Origin of the sequence: Vibrio hepatarius, from assembly GCF_011806575.1 — a bacterium.
GTDB classification, from domain to species: domain Bacteria; phylum Pseudomonadota; class Gammaproteobacteria; order Enterobacterales; family Vibrionaceae; genus Vibrio; species Vibrio hepatarius_A.
Window position 1 is genome coordinate 238371 of sequence record NZ_JAATOO010000002.1, and the last position, 20378, is coordinate 258748.

The window sequence follows — 20378 nt, forward strand, 5'->3', positions numbered from 1 at the left end:
CGATCAAGGAGGATATATGCCTCGTACGGTTAATCCACATGACTTCAGCGACAAACGAAAGGAAGTCTCAGATAAAGAGTATGCACGTACCATCCCATGTAACCAACTGAGCATCTCAGCGCCTTTTCATTGGTTATCGCTTGGTCTGCATGATTTTGTTCGTATGCCACTCATCAGCGTATTCTACGGGCTGTGCTTTATGGCCGCAGCGATAGGTATCGTGTTGCTAGTACAATGGCAAGGCACACACTTAGTAGTACTACCAAGCCTGATTGTTTACATGCTTATCGGTCCATTCCTTGCGTTAGGTTTATATGACGCAAGTTGGGAAAGGGAAAAAGGCCACAAAGCCACTCTGCTCCATTCGATGAAAGCCATCGGTCGTAACTCGACGTCACAGTGGGCATTCGCAGTTCTACTTGCGGTTTGTATGATCTTCTGGATGCGTATTGCCGCCCTAATTCACGCGCTCTACCCATCGGTTCAAGGTGCGCCACTGGCTGACTTCTTACCTTTCTTGGTTATCGGTTCATTGGTGGGCTTTGTACTTGCTGCAGTAGTATTCAGCATCTCTGCATTTTCAATTCCACTAATGATGGAACGCCGCGTCGACATTATGACTGCGGTATTCAGTAGCTTTAACGCGGTCAAATCCAACATTCCCGCGATGATCGTGTGGGCACTGCTGATTTGTGGCGGTATTTTGGTTGGCTTTGCCACCTATGGGATTGGTATGTTATTTACCATGCCGATTCTAGGCTACGCCACATGGCATGGCTTCCACGAAACCATCAAGAAGAAACATACACCTTAACTTCTGAGTAAGATTCGGTTTATGATGCGCCCCAGCCTAAGTGCTGGGGTTCTTTATTTGTAGTCAAGGTGGGTGGAGTACCAGTGGATATCGAAACACAATATCGAATTGAACAAATCATCGCTCGCTGTCTGCAACAAGCCCAAACGGCATTTGGACGGCGCTTTGCTCACCCTTCTGTCAGCTTCAAACTCAGAGGCAAAGCCGCGGGGAAAGCGTACTTGCAACTCAACGAAATTCGCCTAAACCCTGTGTTACTCGCCGAAAATAGGCAAGCTTTCTTGGAAGAAGTCATCCCACATGAGGTCGCCCATTTAATCACCCACCAAGTTTATGGTCGCGTTCGACCACACGGCAAAGAGTGGCAAGGCGTGATGGAAGCGGTATTTGGCATCCCCGCGCGAACGACCCATCATTTTTCGGTTAACTCAGTCCAGGGAAAAACATTCGAATATTGCTGTGACTGCACGACCTACCCACTGTCGATTCGTCGCCACAACAAAGTTCTTCGCCAGCAAGCGAGTTATCGCTGTCAGCAGTGTAAACATACGCTGAGTTTTACTGGAAAACAGCTCTCTTAATTTACTTATTTCGCTTTAATTAATTCATATACTGCGTGTTAGACTTCATTTTCTAATACTTTTCTAATACGTAGAACAATGAAGATACTATCCGTTATTGCTGTCTCGCTCAGTTTGCTTGTTAGCTCTGCATTCGCTGCCCCGCCGAGTTCTTTTTCTAAAGCAAAAAAAGAAGCGGTAAAAATTTATGCCGACCACCCGACCAGTTTCTACTGTGGTTGTGACATTCAGTGGCAAGGCCGTAAAGGCGTACCAGACTTACAATCATGTGGTTACGAAGTACGTAAACAGCAAAAACGCGCCTCGCGAATCGAATGGGAACACGTCGTGCCTGCTTGGCAGTTCGGTCATCAACGTCAATGTTGGCAAAACGGCGGGCGTAAGAACTGTACCAAGAACGATCAAACCTTCCGCTCAATGGAAGCCGATCTGCACAACCTCACCCCAGCCATTGGCGAAGTCAACGGCGACCGTTCCAACTTTAACTTTAGCCAGTGGAATGGTGTCGACGGTGTAACCTACGGGCGTTGCGAGGTTCAAGTTAACTTCAAGCAACGCAAAGTCATGCCACCAGACCGAGCAAAAGGCTCAATTGCGCGTACTTATTTATACATGAGCAAAGAGTACGGCTTTAAGCTGTCAAAACAGCAGACTAACTTGATGACGGCTTGGAACAAGCAATATCCGGTCGATGAGTGGGAATGTGAACGCAATCAGCGCATTTTCAACGTTCAAGGAAATCATAACCCATATGTGTTTGAGGCTTGCCAAGCACGCTAGTATTGAAGGTGTTTCTTGCAATAAAGAAACACCTTTTCCCCTTGTTTTTTCGCTATAAAGCATCCATGTTAGGAGTTAACTTTAACTCTCTTGCTGGAAACCTCATGCGAATCCCTCGAATTTATCATCCAGAAACCATCCACCAGCTCGGTGAAGTGTCACTGAGCGAAGACGCTGCGGGGCACATTGGCCGCGTTTTGCGTATGAAAGAAGGCCAAGAAGTGCTTCTGTTTGATGGTAGTGGTGCGGAATTCCCAGCGGTTATTTCAGGTGTATCGAAGAAGTCGGTTGAAGTCGAGCTGAAAGAGCGCGTTGAACGCAGTTCAGAGTCTCCACTCGACCTGCATCTCGGTCAGGTCATTTCGCGTGGCGACAAGATGGAATTCACAATTCAGAAGTCAGTCGAATTAGGGGTGAATACCATCACGCCACTGATTTCCGAGCGTTGCGGCGTTAAACTCGACCAAAAGCGCTTTGAGAAAAAACTCGCACAATGGCAAAAGATTGCGATCAGCGCCTGCGAGCAGTGTGGGCGCAACACGGTACCGGAAATTCGCCCTATCATGCACCTCGACGAGTGGTGCGCGGAAGAGTATGACGGCCTGAAGCTCAACCTACATCCACGCGCAAAATACTCAATCAATACCCTACCGACGCCGGTTGAAAAAGTTCGTCTATTGATTGGCCCAGAAGGCGGCTTGTCAGCGGATGAAATTGCCAAAACCCGAGAATATCAATTCGAAGAGACGTTACTTGGCCCACGCGTTTTGCGTACCGAGACCGCGGCTCTGACTGCAATTACTGCCCTTCAAGTTCGTTTCGGCGACCTTGGTTAAACGGAGAAACATAATGATCAAATTAGGTATCGTAATGGACCCTATCTCGTCCATTAACATCAAGAAAGACTCTAGCTTTGCCATGATGCTTGAAGCGCAGCGCCGCGGCTACGAAATCCACTACATGGAAATGAACGACCTGCATCTTGACCAAGGTGTTGCCGTTGCCGATACCAAAGTGGTTGAGTTGAAAGAAGATCCAAACGGCTGGTACGAGTTCAAATCAGAGCAAACCATCGAGCTTTCTGAGCTAGACGCCGTATTGATGCGTAAAGATCCTCCGTTTGATACCGAGTTTATCTACGCGACTTACATTCTTGAGCGCGCGGAAGAAAAAGGCACCTTGATCGTCAACAAACCGCAGAGTCTGCGTGACTGCAACGAAAAGTTGTTTACCGCGTGGTTCCCTGAATTGACACCAACTACCATCGTGACGCGCAAAGCAGAAAAGATCAAAGCCTTCCGCGAAGAACACGGTGACGTGATCCTTAAACCACTTGACGGTATGGGCGGCGCGTCTATCTTCCGCGTAAAAGAGAACGATCCAAACGTATCGGTGATCATCGAGACTCTAACTAATCACGGTCAAAACTACGCCATGGCGCAGACGTTTGTTCCTGATATCAGCAACGGTGACAAGCGCATTTTAGTGGTTGACGGTGAAGCAATGCCTTACTGTTTAGCGCGAATTCCAGCCAAAGGCGAGACGCGTGGCAACTTAGCCGCAGGCGGAACCGGTGAAGCACGTCCTCTCAGTGAGACAGATAAACAGATCGCTGCCGCTGTAGCGCCTACACTTAAGGAAAAAGGTCTGATATTCGTTGGCCTAGACGTTATTGGTGACAAGTTGACCGAGATTAACGTAACAAGCCCAACTTGTATTCGTGAAATCGAAGCTGCATTTGATATCTCAATTACCGGCAAACTTATGGATGCGATTGAACGTCGTATCAACAAGCAATAAGTATTGCCTTGTGAGTGTTAGGGCGGGAGTTTCCGCCCTGTGATAAGTTGGAGTCTTTATGAATTTAACCAACCATTTCTTAGTGGCGATGCCCGGGATGAAAGATCCCTACTTTCAACGCAGCGTTATCTATGTGTGCGAACACAATGATGAAGGTGCGATGGGTCTAATGATTAATGCTCCAATCGATATCACCGTCGGCAAGATGCTCAAACAAGTCGATGTCCAACCGGTTCATCCGCAACTGTATACCGAAAGCTTAGACAAGCCGGTGCTGAATGGCGGTCCTGTATCGAGCGACCGCGGTTTTATCCTCCATCATCCGAAAGACCACTACGAGTCGAGTATTCAGATGACGGATTACCTTTCAGTCACAACCTCTAAAGATATTTTGAGCGTGTTAGGCACAGAAGCCGAACCCAATAACTACTTAGTGGCGTTGGGCTATTCAGGTTGGGAAGCAGGCCAGTTGGAAAGCGAATTGTCGGAGAACTCATGGTTAACTATCGAAGCTGACCCCGACGTGATTTTCAATACACCGATTAACGAGCGTTGGAGCAAAGCAGTTCAGATGCTGGGCATTGATGCTTCACAGCTATCTTGTGAAATTGGCCACGCATAACCAGCAGTAAACACAGAGGATTTATGTCCAGAACCATTATGGCTTTTGACTTTGGCACCAAGAGTATTGGTAGTGCCATTGGCCAAGAAATTACCGGAACTGCGTCTCCGTTAAGAGCTTTTAAAGCCAACGATGGCGTACCTAATTGGGGCGACATCGAGAAATTAATCAAAGAGTGGCAACCAAACTTATTGGTAGTAGGTCTACCAACAGACCTACGTGGCAAAGACCTAGAAACCATTACGCCTAGGGCAAAAAAGTTCGCCAACCGTCTGCACGGACGTTTTGGCTTACCGGTCGAGTTACATGATGAACGCTTATCGACGACCGAAGCGCGTTCTGAGCTGTTCGAAATGGGTGGCTATAAAGCGCTGAGCAAAGGCAATGTCGACTGCCAATCGGCAGTGATTATCCTCGAAAGCTGGTTTGAAGCGCAGTGGGGCTAAGGTCTTAGCGCCAACAACAACATAAAAAAGAAAGGCTTGATGATTTCATCAAGCCTTTCTTTTTTAGCACTGTTATTTACTACGACTGGTATTAGTTCATATCAATTTTCACGTTCATCAACGTACTGTTGTTTGGCGCATCACCGCGTTGCGTCTTAAGCATCAAACGTAGGTCATTCGCCGAGTCCGCGCTGTGCATCGCGTCGTCTTCGTTGATCTTATTCTCAATCACTAACTGGTAAAGTGATTGGTCGAATGTCTGCATGCCAACTTCTTTTGATTTCGCCATGGTTGATTTGAGTTCGTGTAACTCTCCACGGCGGATCAAATCCGAAATTCGTGGGCTGTTGAGCAATATTTCAAACACCCCATGACGCCCCTGACCGTTCTTATCTCGAATCAATTGCTGCCCAACGACACCACGCAAGTTCATCGATAGATCAAACAAGAACTGCTCTTTCTGATCTTTCGGCACCAAATGTAAAATCCGCTCTAACGCTTGGTTAGCGTTGTTGGCGTGGAGAGTCGCCATACACAAGTGACCCGTTTCCGCGAAGGTCATCGCGTATTCCATAGTTTCTCGTGAGCGGATTTCACCAATCAGAATCATATCTGGCGCTTGGCGCAACGAGTTCTTGAGCGCGACTTCATAGCTTTCGGTATCTAAACCGACTTCTCGCTGCGTCACAATGCAGCGCTGGTGCTCGTGGACAAATTCAATCGGGTCTTCGATCGTCAGAATATGCCCAGTACGGTGTCGATTTCGATACCCCGTCATCGCCGCCATGGTGGTGGATTTACCCGAACCTGTCGCGCCAACGACCAATACCAAGCCACGTTTAGCAATCGCCAAGTCTTGCAGTACATCTGGCAGCTTCAGCTCTTCAAACGTCGGAATTGCGGTTTCAATACGACGAATCACCGCCCCCGGCAACTCACGCTGGTAAAACGCAGACACGCGACAGCGGCCGAAGTCTCGCACGATAGCAAAGTTCGCTTCTTTGCTTTCGTCAAACTCACTCTTACGTTGTGAGTCCATCATATTGGCCAGCAGCGCATCCACGTCGGCATGAGAAAGCGTGTCACCATGCGCTCGTAGCTCGCCATCGACGCGGTACAGCACCGGCGCTCCTACCGTAATATACAAGTCCGAAGCTTTCTGATTATTCATTCCCTGAAGGAAAACATTTACGTCCATGTGTGCCTCTATCAATACATGCTGACTGATTCAGATTCGATTTTCTTCGCAACTTCTTCAGGATCTACACGCCCTTGCGCGATCAACTGTTTGGCATTTTGCTCCATCGTCTGCATCCCGTGTGCGGCACCGGTTTGAATGATCGAGTACATCTGAGCGACTTTATCTTCGCGGATCAAGTTGCGGATCGCCGGTGTCGCCATCATGATCTCGTGGCAAGCGGTGCGTCCACCACCAATACGTTTGAGGAGCTTTTGCGCGATAACCGCGCGCAGTGATTCCGACAACATCGAGCGAACCATATCTTTGTCGCTTCCTGGGAAAACATCGATAATACGGTCGATGGTTTTCGCCGCGCTACTGGTGTGCAAAGTACCAAACACTAAGTGACCCGTTTCTGCTGCGGTCAGTGCCAAACTGATGGTCTCTTTGTCGCGCAGCTCACCAACCAGAATGACGTCTGGGTCTTCACGTAGCGCACTACGTAGCGCGTTGTTAAAACTGTGGGTATCACGGTGCACTTCGCGCTGGTTGATCAAACATTTGTTATTGGTATGCACAAATTCGATCGGGTCTTCGATAGTCAAAATATGTTTGTTGTGATGACGATTAACGTGGTCAACCATCGCAGCTAAGGTGGTCGATTTACCCGAGCCGGTTGGCCCTGTGACTAACACAAGCCCCTTTTCCATACTGGCGATCTTTTCGAAGATCTGCGGCGCATCCAGTTGTTCTAAGGTTGGAATATCGGTTGGGATGGTACGAAATACCGCCGCACAGCCACGAGACTGGTTGAAGGCATTGACACGAAAACGTCCAACATTTGGCAGTTCAAAAGAGAAATCGACTTCCAGGCGTTCTTCGTATTCGCTGCGCTGCGCATCGTTCATGATCTCAAAAACCAAACGATGCACGTCAGAATGGCTAAAAGCAGGCACGCCGAGCTTCCTTACTTCGCCATCTATACGTACCATTGGAGGAACACCCGCAGAAAGATGTAGATCTGACGCGTTATGTTTTACACTAAAATCCAGTAACTCAGTGATATCCATTTATTTTCCTTAAGTAAAATCTGCTATGAACAGTATTCAACAAAATATTGAACAGATCACCTCACAGATAGAAGAAGCACAGCAAAAATGCGGACGGCCTCGAGAGTCGGTGAAACTTCTCGCTGTAAGTAAAACAAAACCTATAGAAGCAATTTTAGAAGCTGCTCGCGCAGGTCAGAAAGCTTTTGGTGAAAATTACGTTCAAGAAGGCGCTGATAAAGTCGCTTATTTTAGTGAGCATCACCCTGATTTGTCACTCGAATGGCACTTTATCGGTCCGATTCAGTCGAACAAATCACGCCACGTCGCCGAGAGTTTTGATTGGGTTCATACCGTCGACCGCGCAAAAATCGCCAAGCGCCTCAATGACCAACGTCCGCAACACCTGCCCGCCCTACAAGTACTTATCCAAGTCAACACCAGCGGTGAAAGCTCCAAGTCAGGCGCAAGCGACGAAGAAATCTTTGAGTTGGCGGAGTTGATTTCTGCCCTTCCCAACCTCACTTTAAGAGGATTGATGTCGATCCCAGCGAACGTCTCAGATTATCAATCTCAACTAGTGGCATTCAAGCAACTAGCGGAATTGAAAGAGAAACTTGCCGCGCGCTACCCTGAGCTCAACCTAGACACACTGTCGATGGGTATGAGTGGTGATATGCAAGCTGCGATTGAAGCAGGCAGTACCATGGTAAGAATTGGCACAGCAATTTTTGGCGCTCGCGACTACAGCGCTAAACAATGAATGATCAGTCGCGATCAGCACAAATAAACCATCACAACGGAAAACAGACACATGGAACATAAAAAGATTGCCTTCATCGGTGCAGGTAACATGGTGAGAGCCATTATTTCTGGCTTAGTCGCAGATGGTTATCCAGCGCAAAATATCGTGGCAACCGCGCCTTCAGAAACACGCCGCTTGCCACTTGAGCAAGATTTTGGCATCCGCACCACCAGCGACAACGCTTTAGCTGCGACAGAGGCCGACGTGGTGGTTTTGTCTGTGAAGCCACAAATGATGGCAGAGGTATGTGAACCGCTACAATCTATCGATTTCAGCAACAAACTGGTGATTTCGATCGCTGCAGGCATCAATTGTTCGCGGTTAAACGAGATGCTCGCCAGCAAATTGAACTTGGTACGTGTGATGCCAAATACACCTTCTCAGCTCAGTTTGGGCATGAGCGGTCTGTTCGCTCCTGAGCATGTAGCTCAACAAGATAAAGAGTTTGCTGCGCAGCTGATGCAAGCGGTAGGCAAAGTGTGCTGGGTCGAACAAGAGTCTGGCATCAACAACGTTATTGCTGCGGCTGGCAGTGCTCCGGCGTACTTCTTCCTGTTTATGGAAGCAATGCAAGCGGAAGCCATCGCACAAGGGTTTGATAAAGACACCGCGCGCTTACTGGTACAACAATCAGCGCTTGGCGCAGCAAACATGGTAGTGGCGAACCCAGACACTGAATTATCGACATTGCGCGAGCAAGTCACGTCGAAAGGCGGCACAACCGCAGAAGCATTACGCACGTTTAACGAGCACCAACTTTCCGATATCGTAGCAAAAGCGATGCAAGCAGCGGTTGCTCGTGCTGAAGAAATGGAAAAACTATTTTAATATTGAGCTTATCGCTCACCGAAGTAAGGGTAACCCATGAATTCAATGAGTTTTCTGATCTCCACGTTTTTTGATTTATACATCATGGTGGTGATCCTACGTATTTGGTTACAGGCTGCACGTGCAGACTTCTATAACCCGTTTTCACAATTTATCGTTAAAGCGACTCAGCCGGTGATTGGGCCGCTACGTCGAGTGATCCCATCGGTAGGTAATCTCGACTTAGCCACGGTGCTATTCGCATACGTATTGTGTGTGCTGAAATTTGTCGTCTTAATCCTGATAGCTTCTAACGGTTCAGTGTCATTCAGCATGGACTTCCTATTCCTCGGCGCACTATCGCTGGTTAAAGCGGCGGGTGGACTGCTGTTCTGGGTACTATTGATTCGCGCAATCCTAAGTTGGGTGAGCCAAGGCCGTAGTCCCATCGAATACGTCTTCCACCAGCTAACAGAGCCAATGCTCGCACCAATTCGTCGTGTTATCCCTGCGATGGGCGGTTTTGATTTGAGCGTACTAGTGCTGTTTATCGCGCTGCAATTCGCCAACATTTTACTCGGAGACTTAATCGGTCCGATGTGGTTCCGACTATAATGATAAAGGCAGTCTGGAAAGATGGCGCAGACCTTGTCCTGCGGCTTTATATTCAACCTAAAGCCAGTCGGGACAAGATTGTTGGTCTGCACGGTGACGAGCTGAAAATCGCCATCACCGCGCCTCCTGTTGACGGTAAAGCCAACGCACATCTGAGTAAGTACCTAGCCAAACAGTTTAAAGTGGCCAAGGGATTAATAAGCATAGAAAAAGGCGAGTTGGGCCGGCACAAACAAGTCAGGGTTCACTCTCCCGCACAAATCCCGCAAGAAATTGAAGCCATCCTTTGATGGCTTTTTGTTTATCGATAGCGTCAAACGACCAAAACGTTTGAAGCACAATGTCGCAAAAGGAAGCACTATGAAAAAATGGATAATACTGTTGCTCGCGAGCGTGTTTGCCATGCCAAGTTGGGCAGAACAGTTTAAATATATCAAAGACGTTGAGGTGCACTACTCAGCATTCAACTCGACGTTTTTAACCGCAGAAATGGCAAGAAACTACAGCCTGAAACGTAACGGATATTCAGCTATTTTGAACATCAGCGTATTGGATAACTCTCAGGCAGGAAAGCCGGCGATTACCGCCGATATTTCCGGTAATAGCCGCAACTTAGTCGGTCAAATCCGCCCACTTAACTTCCGCGAAGTCAAAGAAGGCAATGCGATTTACTACCTCGCAGAGTTTCCAGTTTCGGAAGAAGAAAGTCTTACCTTTGATCTCAACGTTAATGCTGGTATTAAAGGCAACGGCACATTAAAGTTCACCCAGAAATTTTACGTGGAAGAGTAGCGCTACTCTTCCCGCACCAATCAGTAAGAGTCATCGATGAAAGAGAAAAAAATTGTATTAGCGACGGGAAACCAAGGTAAGGTCCGTGAAATGGCCGACCTACTGGCGGATTTCGGTTTTGAAGTGATAGCACAAAGTGAGTTTAACGTCTCGGAAGTCGCTGAGACTGGCACGACGTTTATCGAAAATGCGATCATCAAAGCGCGCCATGCAGCGAAAGAAACTGGCTTAGCTGCGATTGCCGATGACTCAGGTCTAGAAGTCGATTTTCTGCAAGGCGCTCCGGGTATTTACTCTGCTCGCTATGCGGGTGAAAACGCTACTGATCAACAGAACCTAGAAAAGCTACTGGACGCGATGCAAGGTGTACCAGAAGCCGAGCGTACGGCTCGTTTCCACTGCGTGCTGGTACTGATGCGCCACGAAAACGACCCGACTCCGATTGTTTGCCACGGTAAGTGGGAAGGCCGTATCCTGACGCGACCTCACGGTGAGAACGGCTTTGGCTACGACCCTGTGTTCTACGTCCCTGAAGATGAGTGTGCTTCTGCAGAGCTGGAACCTGTGCGCAAAAAACAACTTTCTCACCGCGGCAAAGCGCTCAAGCAACTGTTTGCTACCTTGTCTGAGCAGCAATAATGAGTCAACTGACGCCTCCTGCTTTAAGCCTGTATGTACACATCCCGTGGTGTGTGCAAAAGTGCCCATACTGCGACTTTAACTCACACGCGCTCAAAGCTGAAATCCCAGAGCAGCAATACATTGCAGCGCTCTTAGAAGACCTCGACAGCGATATCGAACGCTACCAGCTCAACGCGAATCCGCGTCTGCTGCATTCGATTTTTATCGGTGGAGGTACGCCAAGTCTTATCTCTGCTGAAGGTATCGCCGAGCTACTGACGGGCATCAAGCAGCGCATTCCTTTCAAGCCTGAGATTGAGATCACCATGGAGGCGAATCCGGGCACGATTGAAGCCGAACGTTTCGCTGGCTACCGCAAAGCAGGGGTAACGCGTATATCTATCGGCGTCCAGAGTTTCGAACAATCAAAACTGGAAAGATTGGGGCGGATTCACGGTCAGGATGAAGCAATCAATGCCGCCCAATTGGCGCACAAGATCGGTCTAAATAGTTTTAACCTCGACTTGATGCACGGTTTGCCGGACCAGTCGGTCGAGCAAGCTCTAGCAGACTTGGATAAAGCGATAGAACTCAACCCGCCTCATTTGTCGTGGTATCAGCTCACCATAGAGCCCAACACCATGTTCTACTACAAGCCGCCGACGTTACCCGACGACGATGACCTGTGGGACATTTTTGAGCTCGGCCACCAAAAGCTAGCCGCTGCGGGTTACGTACAGTACGAGATATCTGGCTACAGCAAACCCGGTTATCAGTGCCAACACAACCTCAACTACTGGCGTTTTGGCGATTACCTCGGCATTGGCTGTGGCTCTCACGGCAAGTTAAGTTTTGCTGATGGGCGCATCATCCGCACCACGAAAGTGAAGCACCCCAAAGGCTACTTGGCGGCGTATCAGAATATGGTCAAACCGTACTTAGATAGCGAAGTGAATGTCGCCAACCAAGACCGTCCGTTTGAGTTCTTTATGAACCGTTTTAGATTGATGGAAGCGTGCCCGAAACAAGACTTCATCGAGACTACTGGACTAGGGTTTGCAGCGATTCAGTCGACGATCGACTGGGCAAAAGAGATGGGCTACCTGAGTGAGTCTGACACACACTGGCAAATCACCGAAAAAGGTAAGCTATTTTTAAACGATTTGCTCGAAGCCTTTATGGCTGAAGAAGAGAACTAATCCTCTTTCATCAGCTCTGCGTCCATCACTTCCCATACGTGCAGGGCGAAGTAAGTACGATAAGGCATCACTGACTGAAGGATCTCCTCAGCACTGACGCCTTGCAATTCAGCCATACGCGCCAATCCACGTTTTAACGCCGCATCTCCATTTGACCAAACATCCGGATGGGCAAAGAAAAACATCAGCGCCATTTCGGCGGTCCACTGCCCGACACCCCATAGCTGCACCAATTGCTCAGTAATAAACTGCGCGTCGTCGCTTTGGTGGACCGACGGACAGATAATGCCTTCTTTCAACGCGTGGTTGATGCCTAGCAGAGTTTTGACCTTGGCGTTAGACAGACCACAGCTTCTGAGTGTGTCGTAGTGTTCGTCCACCAACAGCGCATCCAGTCCTGCTTGCTGTGACTGCGTCTCTACACGCTGCCATATGGTTTTCGCTGCGTTGACAGACAGCTGCTGCCCCGCAACCGCACGGCTCAAATACGCAAGGAACTGCTCTGGCGGCTGCTTCTCGATATGCTGTGGACCGTTGTTGCTGACCATTGCGTGCAACACAGGATACGCGACCAGCTTATTCAACAAATCTGCGTGGATATTTTTCGAATCTTGCTTTGCCATATCGCCTCCTTACGCGCAATAGTTTAAGTTTAGAAGATAGAGCGGCCGATACGCTCAGAAAGTAGCTCCAGCGCTTTAGTACCTGCAAGCGAGTTACCCGAAGGGTCAAGCTCTGGTGACCACACAGCGATGGTCATTTCACCCGGTACGATGGCGATAATGCCGCCGCCAACACCTGACTTGCCCGGCATACCGACTCGGTAAGCGAACTCACCCGCGCCATCGTACAAACCACACGTTGCCAACAGCGCATTGAGCTGCTTGGTTTGCGTTGGGGTAATCACCGGCTTACCCGTTTGCACCGACGTCCCTTTGTTGGCCAAATAGCTAAACGTTTTAGCGAGGTCAACACAGCTCATTCTTAACGCGCAAGCGTGGAAGTAGTTGTTGAGGACTGGGATCACTTCGTTTTCAAAGTTGCCGAACGAGCGCATCAAATAAGCGATCGCCGCGTTTCTGTCACTGTGCATCATTTCTGAAGCGGCAACCACCTTGTCGTAACAGATATGAGTATCACCAGAAAGCTGACGCACAAACTCCAACAAACGCTGACGCGGCGCCGATAAGCGGCTATTCAGCAAATCAGCCACCACAATCGCACCGGCGTTGATGAAAGGGTTACGCGGGATGCCCTGCTCCATCTCCAACTGGATCAGCGAGTTAAACGCCTGTCCGGACGGTTCTTTACCCACACGCGTCCAAATCTCTTCGGGTTTATAGAGACACATCGCCAAGGTCAGGCTCAGCGCTTTAGAAATCGATTGAATCGAGAATGACTCATCTGAGTCGCCGGCTTTGATCACTTCCCCCCGATTAGTGAATACCGCGATCCCCAGCTTATCTGCCGGAACTTTGGCTAACGCGGGAATGTAATCAGCGACTTTCCCATGACCAATAAGAGGACGAACTTCACTTAGGATTTCAGCTAAAATTTCTTTTGTTGGTTTCATTACTTACCTATTTATCAAAGGCTTATTATTTTTCTTATAGAGTCAAAAAAAGCCAACATCGCGAAATGTTGGCTTTCCTTGTCATTCAACTATCTTTGCGCAGTAAGTGCTTATTTTACGCGCTTATATTTGATATCCCACACGCCATGACCCAAACGGTGACCGCGCGCTTCAAATTTGGTTAACGGACGCTCTTCTGGACGAGGAACAAAGTCACCATCTTCCGCGATATTCTCAAAACCAGGCGCTTGGTTCATGACTTCAACCATGTGTTCCGCGTAGTTTTCCCAGTCCGTTGCCATGTGGAAAATACCTTCGCCGATGATAAGCTTCTGGCGCACCATCTCTGCAAACTCAAGCTGCACGATACGACGTTTATGGTGACGCTTTTTGTGCCACGGGTCTGGGAAGAACAGTTGTAGCGTCGCAAGGCTGCTATTTGGAATCATGTTCGCGAATACTTCCACCGCATCATGGCACATCACGCGTAGGTTAGTGACGCCTGCTTCACGCGCATCCGATAAGCACGCACCCACACCTGGACTATGTACTTCGATACCAATGAAGTTCTTCTCTGGAGCATTCTTTGCCATTTCGACTAAAGATGCACCCATACCAAAACCAATTTCTAGTACCACAGGGTTGTCGTTACCAAACACTTCTTTCCAATCAAGAAGCTTTTCTTGGTAGTCGATACCCATGGTCGGCCAACACTCTTTCATCGCGTTTTCTTGACCTTTGGTCAAACGACCTTCGCGTCGAACAAAGCTGCGAACTTTGCGTATCAGTTTACCGTCTTCGTTGTATTCGTTAGTGGTCACTTCACTCATGATTTTGCCTGTCTAAAAATTGGTCTCGACTCAAAGGGATTGTGATTATCCAAAGAATAGCCACAGGTGCAAGTCTTTTCCCTAAATTCAGCGCGACATATAGCTCGAATAACTGCACAAAGATAACCACACACTTTGTCGGTTGTACAAATTGCCTAAATTGTGGTGCAATTTTGCTATACAAATATTAAACACAGAGCAAGTCGTGACCCCTTTTGCTAAAGCCATATTAGATTGGTACGACGCCTATGGGAGAAAAAACCTCCCGTGGCAACAAAATAAGAGCGCTTACAGTGTCTGGTTGTCTGAAATTATGCTTCAGCAAACTCAGGTCGCCACTGTTATTCCTTATTACCAGCGTTTTCTCGAACGCTTTCCGACCGTGATAGACCTCGCCAACGCCGAGCAAGACGAAGTTTTACACCTGTGGACTGGACTGGGTTATTACGCCCGTGCGCGTAACTTGCACAAAGCCGCCAAAATGGTGGCTGAGCAGTACGGTGGGGAGTTTCCGCTCGATATCGAACAGATGAATGCACTTCCTGGAATCGGACGCTCTACTGCTGCGGCGATTCTATCTTCTGTCTATAAGCAGCCACACGCGATCCTAGACGGCAACGTTAAGCGCACTCTGGCGCGCTGTTTTGCCGTAGAAGGCTGGCCGGGCCAAAAGAAGGTCGAGAACCAACTCTGGTTTCACGCGGAAGAGCACACGCCTGACAGCGACGTCGATAAATACAACCAAGCGATGATGGATATGGGCGCAATGGTGTGTACCCGTAGCAAACCTAAGTGTTCGCTATGCCCTATCGCCTCAATGTGTGTCGCCAACAAGCAAGGTAACCCGCTAGATTATCCGGGTAAAAAGCCGAAGAAAGAGAAACCGGTAAAAGAGACTTGGTTTATCATGTTGCACCATGACAACCATATCTGGCTCGAACAGCGCCCACAATCGGGCATTTGGGGCGGTTTATTCTGCTTTCCTGAACACAGCAATGCCGAACTCGATCATTCACTTTCGCTGCGCGGCGTGCAAACACCAGATATCAGCGAGCAAAAACAGTTGATCGCCTTTAGACATACTTTTAGTCACTACCACCTTGATATCACGCCAATTTTGGTAGAGCTGTCAAAGCAACCCGACGTGGTAATGGAAGGAAGCAAAGGTCTTTGGTATAACTTATCCAAACCTGAAGAGATCGGCTTGGCGGCTCCAGTAAAACAGTTACTGGAAAGCCTACCGTTTGAACTTCAATCAGAACATATTTAAGGAGTCATCATGAGCCGCACTGTATTTTGTGCTCGACTACAAAAAGAAGCCGAAGGCTTAGACTTTCAGCTATACCCGGGTGAACTGGGTAAACGCATCTTCGACAATATCTCTAAGCAGGCATGGGCTGAGTGGCAACACAAACAGACGATGCTGATCAATGAGAAGAAACTCAACATGATGGATCCTGAGCACCGCAAACTGATCGAAACGGAAATGGTTAACTTCCTGTTCGAAGGTAAAGACGTGCACATCGAAGGCTACACGCCACCGAGCGAGTAATCATCCTTTTGATGGATAGTTTCAAGAAAGACATCACTGCGTTGCATTGGTGTCTTTTTTGTACCAGTCTGACTCGCTATCGTAGATTAGAGGAGCGATAGCATGGTATTGAGATATTTATGAGAAAGTTAGCTTACTTGCTATTTGCATTGACGCTAGTCGGGTGCAGTCGAGAGTTCATCGAAGGCATGTACGATGTCAATTACGAACCTACCAACCGCTTTGCTCGCAACCTGGCCGAATTACCCGGACAATTTGAGAAAGATACCGCGGCACTCGACGCGCTGATCGACAGTTTCTCCGGTAATATCGAAAAGCGTTGGGGCAAAAGTGAAGTCAAGTTTGCCGGTAAGAGCAACTACGTTAAATACATCGATAACTACATGAGTCGCTCAGAGGTCAACTTTGATAAAGGCTTGATAACGATTGAAACCGTGTCGCCAACCGACCCGAAAGGACACCTCAAAAATGCCATCATTACCACCCTACTGACGCCAGATGACCCAGCGCAGGTGGATTTGTTCTCCTCTAAAGATATTCGCTTGGAAGGCCAACCCTTCCTTTACCGTCAGGTCGTCGACCAAGACAGACAGCCGATCCAGTGGTCATGGCGCGCTAACCGTTTCGCCGACTACCTGATCGCCAACAAAATCAAAGTCAAAGACGTCGATTTTAAAAAAGCCTACTACGTCGAGATCCCTATGGTGGCGGAGCAGCTTGAGATCCGCAGTTACAAATACGCTGACATCGTGCGCCGCGCGTCGCAAGAGTATGATATTCCTGAAGACCTAATCTACGCGATCATCAAAACCGAAAGCAGCTTCAACCCTTATGCGGTGAGCTGGGCAAACGCTTATGGCCTAATGCAAGTCGTGCCGAAAACCGCGGGACGTGACGTATTTAAACTGGTTAAGAAGCGTTCTGGTGAACCGACACCGAAGTACTTGTTTAACCCGGAAAACAATATCGATACGGGTACAGCCTATTTCTATATTCTCAAAAACCGTTATCTAAGAGACGTGAACCATCCAACGTCACTGGAATACAGTATGATCTCAGCTTACAACGGCGGTACCGGTGGCGTATTGAACACCTTTAACCGTAAAGATCGAAAACGTGCGATGAGAGATTTAAACTCACTGCAACCCAATCAGGTTTATTGGGCGCTAACGAAGAAACACCCGAATGCAGAAGCACGTCGATACTTGGAAAAAGTGACCAATTACAAAAAGCAATTTAACCAAGGTAAGACTTAAGCGCCAAAAACGCCTAAATTATCGGCAGTTAACCACTTTTTTGAATTTTTTTCTAAAAACAAGTTGACGGCAAGACCGAAAATCCGTTTAATAGCGCTCCGTCGCCCGGATAGCTCAGTCGGTAGAGCAGAGGATTGAAAATCCTCGTGTCGGTGGTTCGATTCCGCCTCCGGGCACCACAATTTCTTAATTGTTGGTGCTTTGCACGAACAGTTAGTAAAAGAATAAAGTGTGCCGACTTAGCTCAGTAGGTAGAGCAACTGACTTGTAATCAGTAGGTCACCAGTTCGATTCCGGTAGTCGGCACCATTCTTTTGCCTCGATAGCTCAGTCGGTAGAGCAGAGGATTGAAAATCCTCGTGTCGGTGGTTCGATTCCGCCTCGAGGCACCATTATTTGGTGCTTCACTTCGAAAGAAGTGACACAAATAATTCCCCCTTAGTTCAGTTGGTAGAACGGCGGACTGTTAATCCGTATGTCGCAGGTTCGAGTCCCGCAGGGGGAGCCATATTAGAGAAAGCCTCATCACACGATGAGGCTTTTTCGTATCTAATGCTCCTGTTTTGTTCCAAAGCAATGCCTCAGCCGAAACGTCGGACCGCACTAGCCGGACACGTTGAATCCCGACATGGGGAGCCACTTTTAAGAAGCCAAGTCTTTCGACTTGGCTTTTTTTCGTTTTTGCTTCTCCAGTAACAGTCGCCAACCAATACGGAAATAAATACATTAGCCCGCTGCATCGACCAACAAGACAACGGTAAAAAACTCTCTCTACCCTCCAGATAATTTTTACGCACACTTCACACGATTCGCAGCTATTACAAAAACAGTCGTGACTACAATCTCAGATCTCAATAAAAAATTCGCATATGACTTATTTCGAGGCAAGAATTAAATCATCTGGTCATGCAAAAGTTGTAGTGGCAGCTTTACTTTATGCATACCTCGGAAGTCGCGGTAATCCATGCCCTACTCGATTACTACAATGTGAGAAGTAAAAACGATGAAACTAAAAACACAAGCGTATTTATTATCAGCAATTATTCTTGCCTCTTTGCTTGCGCTCACTGCATCTGGTCTATGGACCCTGCGCGTAGCGAGTAACTTGGACAACAAAGCTCGAGTTACTGAGTTGTTCAACAGTGCCTACAGTATTCTGACCGAAGTGGAAAAGATGTCACTCGACGGCACACTGGAAGAAAACCAAGCGAAAGCTCTCGCAACACGATTACTGCGCAATAACATCTACAAAGATAATGAGTACGTTTACGTCGCCGACGAAAACATGACCTTTGTCGCCACACCACTCGACCCTCAGTTACACGGCACCAGCTTTAATGACTTTAAAGACGGTGATGGCAATAGTGTGGGTCAACTCATTCAGAAGGTACTCGGTAATTCGACTGGAAAACTAATCGAATACACTTGGACCCAGAAACAAGCAGACGGCTCTATCGAAGATAAACTCTCCATCGCACAGCGTACGCCTGTATGGGGCTGGGTTGTCGGTACCGGTATCGGCTTCAATGAAGTCAACGCGCGCTTTTGGTCAACCGCACAATGGAAGCTCGCGATGTGTTTCATCATCGCAAGTGCGATATTAGCGATCTTGATTTTCTCGATCCGCCGCATGCTGAATTTACTCGGTGGTGAGCCACAAGACGTGCGTAATGCGGTACAGTCGGTAGCACAAGGCAATATTCAAGCGAGCTTTGCCCAGCAAGCACCGGAAGGTAGCATCTATGAAGCGGTACAGAACATGAGCCAATCACTTGCTCAGCTGGTATCAAATCTTGACAACTCTATGCACGCACTACGCAACGAGCTGTCCCACGTAGAGCATCGCTCAGAGAGCATTAGTCAGTTGACCGACTATCAGCAACAATCAACCGAAATGATCGCGACCGCGATGACAGAAATGGCTTCTTCCGCTAACAACGTCGCCGATTCTGCGCGTAATACAGCGCAAAACACCGACGAAGCGGATAAACAATCGCAACATACTCAGCAGTTGATCCACAGTACAGTAGACAACATTCAGGGGTTAGCGGGTGAACTCAATACCGCAAGCCAAGCCGTGGCTAACCTTGACAACGACGTGAACAATATCGCCAAAGTATTGGATGTGATTGGTGACATCGCCGAGCAGACCAACTTGTTAGCACTTAACGCCGCCATCGAAGCAGCGCGCGCAGGGGAACAAGGTCGCGGGTTTGCGGTAGTCGCGGATGAGGTGCGTAACCTCGCGGGTCGAACCCAAGACAGCACCAAAGAGATCCAGCAAATGATCACCAATTTGCAAGCTGGCTCTCGCAACGCGATCAGCACCATGCAAATCTGTGCTGAAACCAGTGAAAGTACTGTAATTGAATCGCAGAACGCTTCTGAGGCGCTGAAACAGGTAGTGTTTGCCCTAGAAACAATCAGCCAGATGAGCCATCAAATCGCCACCGCAGCGGCCGAACAAACACAAGTGAGTGACGATATTTCACAACGTATCAATATGATAGAAGAGAGCGGCACCAAGTTGAGCAACGTCGTAGTAGAGAGCCACAACAGCACACAATCCTTAACTCATATGGCAAATGAGCTTGAAAACTGGTTAAGCAAGTTTACGGTTAAGCAGTAATTAGCCTCTTAAACAATAAAAAGCACGCTTAAAGGCGTGCTTTTTTCCGATCAAAGTTAAACTATTCCTGTGTTTGTACGTATAACTTCTATTGGTCTCTATACACTTCTTTGTCAAAATGAGCAAAAACAGCCCACTAAGTATAGAAAAACATCAAACGATATTTTTTTTGCATTTTAGTGTTGACCTTAAACACGAAAAGCCGTTTAATACACCTCGTCGCCCGGATAGCTCAGTCGGTAGAGCAGAGGATTGAAAATCCTCGTGTCGGTGGTTCGATTCCGCCTCCGGGCACCACAATTTCTTAATTGTTGGTGCTTTGCACGAACAGTTAGTAAAAGAATAAAGTGTGCCGACTTAGCTCAGTAGGTAGAGCAACTGACTTGTAATCAGTAGGTCACCAGTTCGATTCCGGTAGTCGGCACCA

Annotated in this window: 23 protein-coding genes and 6 tRNA genes; 24 read left to right on the plus strand and 5 right to left on the minus strand. The window is 48.1% G+C overall.

Translation table 11 applies throughout. The features are described 5' to 3' along the window. Window positions 1-16: 16 nt before the first annotated feature. The 7 genes from HCZ42_RS02550 (at window position 17) to ruvX (ending at window position 5043) form a co-directional block, all read left to right on the plus strand. Window positions 17-814 (plus strand): DUF2189 domain-containing protein, encoded by a 798-nt coding sequence (locus HCZ42_RS02550; protein ID WP_167419204.1) that lies wholly within the window; start codon window positions 17-19, stop codon window positions 812-814. Between the two features lie 83 nt (window positions 815-897). Beyond that, window positions 898-1395 carry a SprT family zinc-dependent metalloprotease gene (locus tag HCZ42_RS02555; RefSeq protein WP_167419205.1) on the plus strand — a complete coding sequence of 166 codons (498 nt, stop codon included), beginning with the start codon at window positions 898-900 and terminating at the stop codon, window positions 1393-1395. Window positions 1396-1473: 78 nt separating this feature from the next. Beyond that, the gene (gene endA, locus HCZ42_RS02560) at window positions 1474-2175 is read left to right on the plus strand and encodes a deoxyribonuclease I (protein WP_167419206.1); all 702 of its coding nucleotides are present in this window, start codon (window positions 1474-1476) and stop codon (window positions 2173-2175) included. Between the two features lie 104 nt (window positions 2176-2279). Next, on the plus strand, window positions 2280-3011 hold the full coding sequence (gene rsmE, locus HCZ42_RS02565; RefSeq protein ID WP_167419207.1) for a 16S rRNA (uracil(1498)-N(3))-methyltransferase: 732 nt from the start codon (window positions 2280-2282) through the stop codon (window positions 3009-3011). A gap of 13 nt (window positions 3012-3024) precedes the next feature. Beyond that, entirely contained in the window at window positions 3025-3975 is a 951-nt protein-coding gene (gene gshB / locus HCZ42_RS02570; protein WP_167419208.1) for a glutathione synthase, read from the plus strand. A gap of 58 nt (window positions 3976-4033) precedes the next feature. Further along, window positions 4034-4597, plus strand: a complete 564-nt coding sequence (locus HCZ42_RS02575; RefSeq protein ID WP_167419209.1) for a YqgE/AlgH family protein — start codon at window positions 4034-4036, stop codon at window positions 4595-4597. Window positions 4598-4620: 23 nt separating this feature from the next. Further along, window positions 4621-5043 carry a Holliday junction resolvase RuvX gene (ruvX, locus tag HCZ42_RS02580; protein ID WP_167419210.1) on the plus strand — a complete coding sequence of 141 codons (423 nt, stop codon included), beginning with the start codon at window positions 4621-4623 and terminating at the stop codon, window positions 5041-5043. Between the two features lie 91 nt (window positions 5044-5134). Here the strand turns inward: ruvX and HCZ42_RS02585 are convergent, their stop codons facing one another. Both HCZ42_RS02585 and HCZ42_RS02590 read right to left on the minus strand, forming a co-directional pair. After that, on the minus strand, window positions 5135-6241 hold the full coding sequence (locus tag HCZ42_RS02585) for a PilT/PilU family type 4a pilus ATPase (RefSeq protein WP_167419211.1): 1107 nt from the start codon (window positions 6239-6241) through the stop codon (window positions 5135-5137). 11 nt (window positions 6242-6252) lie between these two features. Next, window positions 6253-7293 carry a type IV pilus twitching motility protein PilT gene (locus HCZ42_RS02590; RefSeq protein WP_053408802.1) on the minus strand — a complete coding sequence of 347 codons (1041 nt, stop codon included), beginning with the start codon at window positions 7291-7293 and terminating at the stop codon, window positions 6253-6255. Between the two features lie 25 nt (window positions 7294-7318). Here HCZ42_RS02590 and HCZ42_RS02595 point away from each other — a divergent pair, with 25 nt between their 5' ends. From HCZ42_RS02595 to hemW, 7 genes are all read left to right on the plus strand, one after another. Next, the gene (locus HCZ42_RS02595; RefSeq protein ID WP_167419212.1) at window positions 7319-8035 is read left to right on the plus strand and encodes a YggS family pyridoxal phosphate-dependent enzyme; all 717 of its coding nucleotides are present in this window, start codon (window positions 7319-7321) and stop codon (window positions 8033-8035) included. 51 nt (window positions 8036-8086) lie between these two features. After that, complete coding sequence (gene proC, locus HCZ42_RS02600) at window positions 8087-8905, plus strand: pyrroline-5-carboxylate reductase (RefSeq protein ID WP_167419213.1); 819 nt, start codon at window positions 8087-8089, stop codon at window positions 8903-8905. Between the two features lie 36 nt (window positions 8906-8941). Then, window positions 8942-9499: a YggT family protein gene (locus HCZ42_RS02605; RefSeq protein ID WP_053408805.1), complete on the plus strand. Its 558-nt coding sequence runs from the start codon at window positions 8942-8944 to the stop codon at window positions 9497-9499. Further along, window positions 9499-9789 (plus strand): DUF167 family protein YggU, encoded by a 291-nt coding sequence (yggU, locus tag HCZ42_RS02610; protein ID WP_167419214.1) that lies wholly within the window; start codon window positions 9499-9501, stop codon window positions 9787-9789. The genes HCZ42_RS02605 and yggU overlap by 1 nt, the downstream gene beginning before the upstream one ends. A 70-nt stretch (window positions 9790-9859) precedes the next feature. Beyond that, a complete protein-coding gene (locus HCZ42_RS02615; RefSeq protein WP_167419215.1) occupies window positions 9860-10291 on the plus strand; it encodes a DUF4426 domain-containing protein in 432 nt (143 codons plus the stop codon). 36 nt (window positions 10292-10327) lie between these two features. Then, complete coding sequence (locus HCZ42_RS02620; RefSeq protein ID WP_167419216.1) at window positions 10328-10930, plus strand: XTP/dITP diphosphatase; 603 nt, start codon at window positions 10328-10330, stop codon at window positions 10928-10930. Next, window positions 10930-12111: a radical SAM family heme chaperone HemW gene (gene hemW / locus HCZ42_RS02625; RefSeq protein WP_167419217.1), complete on the plus strand. Its 1182-nt coding sequence runs from the start codon at window positions 10930-10932 to the stop codon at window positions 12109-12111. Before HCZ42_RS02620 ends, hemW begins: the two co-directional genes overlap by 1 nt. Here hemW and HCZ42_RS02630 read toward each other — a convergent pair. The 3 genes from HCZ42_RS02630 to trmB all read right to left on the minus strand — a co-directional run bounded on the left by HCZ42_RS02630 (window position 12108) and on the right by trmB (window position 14514). Beyond that, a complete protein-coding gene (locus HCZ42_RS02630; RefSeq protein ID WP_167419218.1) occupies window positions 12108-12734 on the minus strand; it encodes a DNA-3-methyladenine glycosylase family protein in 627 nt (208 codons plus the stop codon). The genes hemW and HCZ42_RS02630 overlap by 4 nt on opposite strands. 29 nt (window positions 12735-12763) lie before the next feature. Next, window positions 12764-13684, minus strand: coding sequence for a glutaminase B (gene glsB / locus HCZ42_RS02635; RefSeq protein ID WP_167419219.1), 921 nt, complete (start codon window positions 13682-13684; stop codon window positions 12764-12766). A 110-nt stretch (window positions 13685-13794) separates the two neighbouring features. Beyond that, window positions 13795-14514, minus strand: coding sequence for a tRNA (guanosine(46)-N7)-methyltransferase TrmB (gene trmB / locus HCZ42_RS02640; RefSeq protein WP_167419220.1), 720 nt, complete (start codon window positions 14512-14514; stop codon window positions 13795-13797). A 205-nt stretch (window positions 14515-14719) separates the two neighbouring features. On the opposite strand from trmB, the gene mutY reads away from it, so the two are divergent. The 10 genes from mutY to HCZ42_RS02690 all read left to right on the plus strand — a co-directional run bounded on the left by mutY (window position 14720) and on the right by HCZ42_RS02690 (window position 20378). Then, window positions 14720-15784 carry an A/G-specific adenine glycosylase gene (mutY, locus tag HCZ42_RS02645; protein ID WP_167419221.1) on the plus strand — a complete coding sequence of 355 codons (1065 nt, stop codon included), beginning with the start codon at window positions 14720-14722 and terminating at the stop codon, window positions 15782-15784. A gap of 9 nt (window positions 15785-15793) precedes the next feature. Further along, window positions 15794-16066 carry an oxidative damage protection protein gene (locus HCZ42_RS02650; protein WP_053408814.1) on the plus strand — a complete coding sequence of 91 codons (273 nt, stop codon included), beginning with the start codon at window positions 15794-15796 and terminating at the stop codon, window positions 16064-16066. Between the two features lie 119 nt (window positions 16067-16185). Then, window positions 16186-17322: a membrane-bound lytic murein transglycosylase MltC gene (mltC, locus tag HCZ42_RS02655; RefSeq protein WP_167419222.1), complete on the plus strand. Its 1137-nt coding sequence runs from the start codon at window positions 16186-16188 to the stop codon at window positions 17320-17322. Between the two features lie 103 nt (window positions 17323-17425). Then, a tRNA-Phe gene (locus HCZ42_RS02660) sits at window positions 17426-17501 on the plus strand. A 54-nt stretch (window positions 17502-17555) separates the two neighbouring features. Next, window positions 17556-17631 (plus strand) — tRNA-Thr (locus tag HCZ42_RS02665). A 7-nt stretch (window positions 17632-17638) separates the two neighbouring features. After that, a tRNA-Phe gene (locus tag HCZ42_RS02670) sits at window positions 17639-17714 on the plus strand. 40 nt (window positions 17715-17754) lie between these two features. Next, window positions 17755-17830 (plus strand) — tRNA-Asn (locus tag HCZ42_RS02675). A 495-nt stretch (window positions 17831-18325) separates the two neighbouring features. After that, on the plus strand, window positions 18326-19951 hold the full coding sequence (locus HCZ42_RS02680; RefSeq protein ID WP_167419223.1) for a methyl-accepting chemotaxis protein: 1626 nt from the start codon (window positions 18326-18328) through the stop codon (window positions 19949-19951). 221 nt (window positions 19952-20172) lie between these two features. After that, window positions 20173-20248, plus strand: a tRNA-Phe gene (locus HCZ42_RS02685). A 54-nt stretch (window positions 20249-20302) separates the two neighbouring features. Further along, a tRNA-Thr gene (locus tag HCZ42_RS02690) sits at window positions 20303-20378 on the plus strand.

Bases quoted from the DNA above. Each gene is read 5' to 3' on its own strand.
- HCZ42_RS02550 (WP_167419204.1), top strand. From the start codon at position 17: ATGCCTCGTACGGTTAATCCACATGACTTCAGCGACAAACGAAAGGAA.
- endA (WP_167419206.1), top strand. From the start codon at position 1,474: ATGAAGATACTATCCGTTATTGCTGTCTCGCTCAGTTTGCTTGTTAGC.
- rsmE (WP_167419207.1), top strand. From the start codon at position 2,280: ATGCGAATCCCTCGAATTTATCATCCAGAAACCATCCACCAGCTCGGT.
- gshB (WP_167419208.1), top strand. From the start codon at position 3,025: ATGATCAAATTAGGTATCGTAATGGACCCTATCTCGTCCATTAACATC.
- HCZ42_RS02575 (WP_167419209.1), top strand. From the start codon at position 4,034: ATGAATTTAACCAACCATTTCTTAGTGGCGATGCCCGGGATGAAAGAT.
- ruvX (WP_167419210.1), top strand. From the start codon at position 4,621: ATGTCCAGAACCATTATGGCTTTTGACTTTGGCACCAAGAGTATTGGT.
- HCZ42_RS02585 (WP_167419211.1), bottom strand. From the start codon at position 6,241: ATGGACGTAAATGTTTTCCTTCAGGGAATGAATAATCAGAAAGCTTCG.
- HCZ42_RS02590 (WP_053408802.1), bottom strand. From the start codon at position 7,293: ATGGATATCACTGAGTTACTGGATTTTAGTGTAAAACATAACGCGTCA.
- HCZ42_RS02595 (WP_167419212.1), top strand. From the start codon at position 7,319: ATGAACAGTATTCAACAAAATATTGAACAGATCACCTCACAGATAGAA.
- proC (WP_167419213.1), top strand. From the start codon at position 8,087: ATGGAACATAAAAAGATTGCCTTCATCGGTGCAGGTAACATGGTGAGA.
- HCZ42_RS02605 (WP_053408805.1), top strand. From the start codon at position 8,942: ATGAATTCAATGAGTTTTCTGATCTCCACGTTTTTTGATTTATACATC.
- yggU (WP_167419214.1), top strand. From the start codon at position 9,499: ATGATAAAGGCAGTCTGGAAAGATGGCGCAGACCTTGTCCTGCGGCTT.
- HCZ42_RS02615 (WP_167419215.1), top strand. From the start codon at position 9,860: ATGAAAAAATGGATAATACTGTTGCTCGCGAGCGTGTTTGCCATGCCA.
- HCZ42_RS02620 (WP_167419216.1), top strand. From the start codon at position 10,328: ATGAAAGAGAAAAAAATTGTATTAGCGACGGGAAACCAAGGTAAGGTC.
- hemW (WP_167419217.1), top strand. From the start codon at position 10,930: ATGAGTCAACTGACGCCTCCTGCTTTAAGCCTGTATGTACACATCCCG.
- HCZ42_RS02630 (WP_167419218.1), bottom strand. From the start codon at position 12,734: ATGGCAAAGCAAGATTCGAAAAATATCCACGCAGATTTGTTGAATAAG.
- glsB (WP_167419219.1), bottom strand. From the start codon at position 13,684: ATGAAACCAACAAAAGAAATTTTAGCTGAAATCCTAAGTGAAGTTCGT.
- trmB (WP_167419220.1), bottom strand. From the start codon at position 14,514: ATGAGTGAAGTGACCACTAACGAATACAACGAAGACGGTAAACTGATA.
- HCZ42_RS02650 (WP_053408814.1), top strand. From the start codon at position 15,794: ATGAGCCGCACTGTATTTTGTGCTCGACTACAAAAAGAAGCCGAAGGC.
- mltC (WP_167419222.1), top strand. From the start codon at position 16,186: ATGAGAAAGTTAGCTTACTTGCTATTTGCATTGACGCTAGTCGGGTGC.
- HCZ42_RS02680 (WP_167419223.1), top strand. From the start codon at position 18,326: ATGAAACTAAAAACACAAGCGTATTTATTATCAGCAATTATTCTTGCC.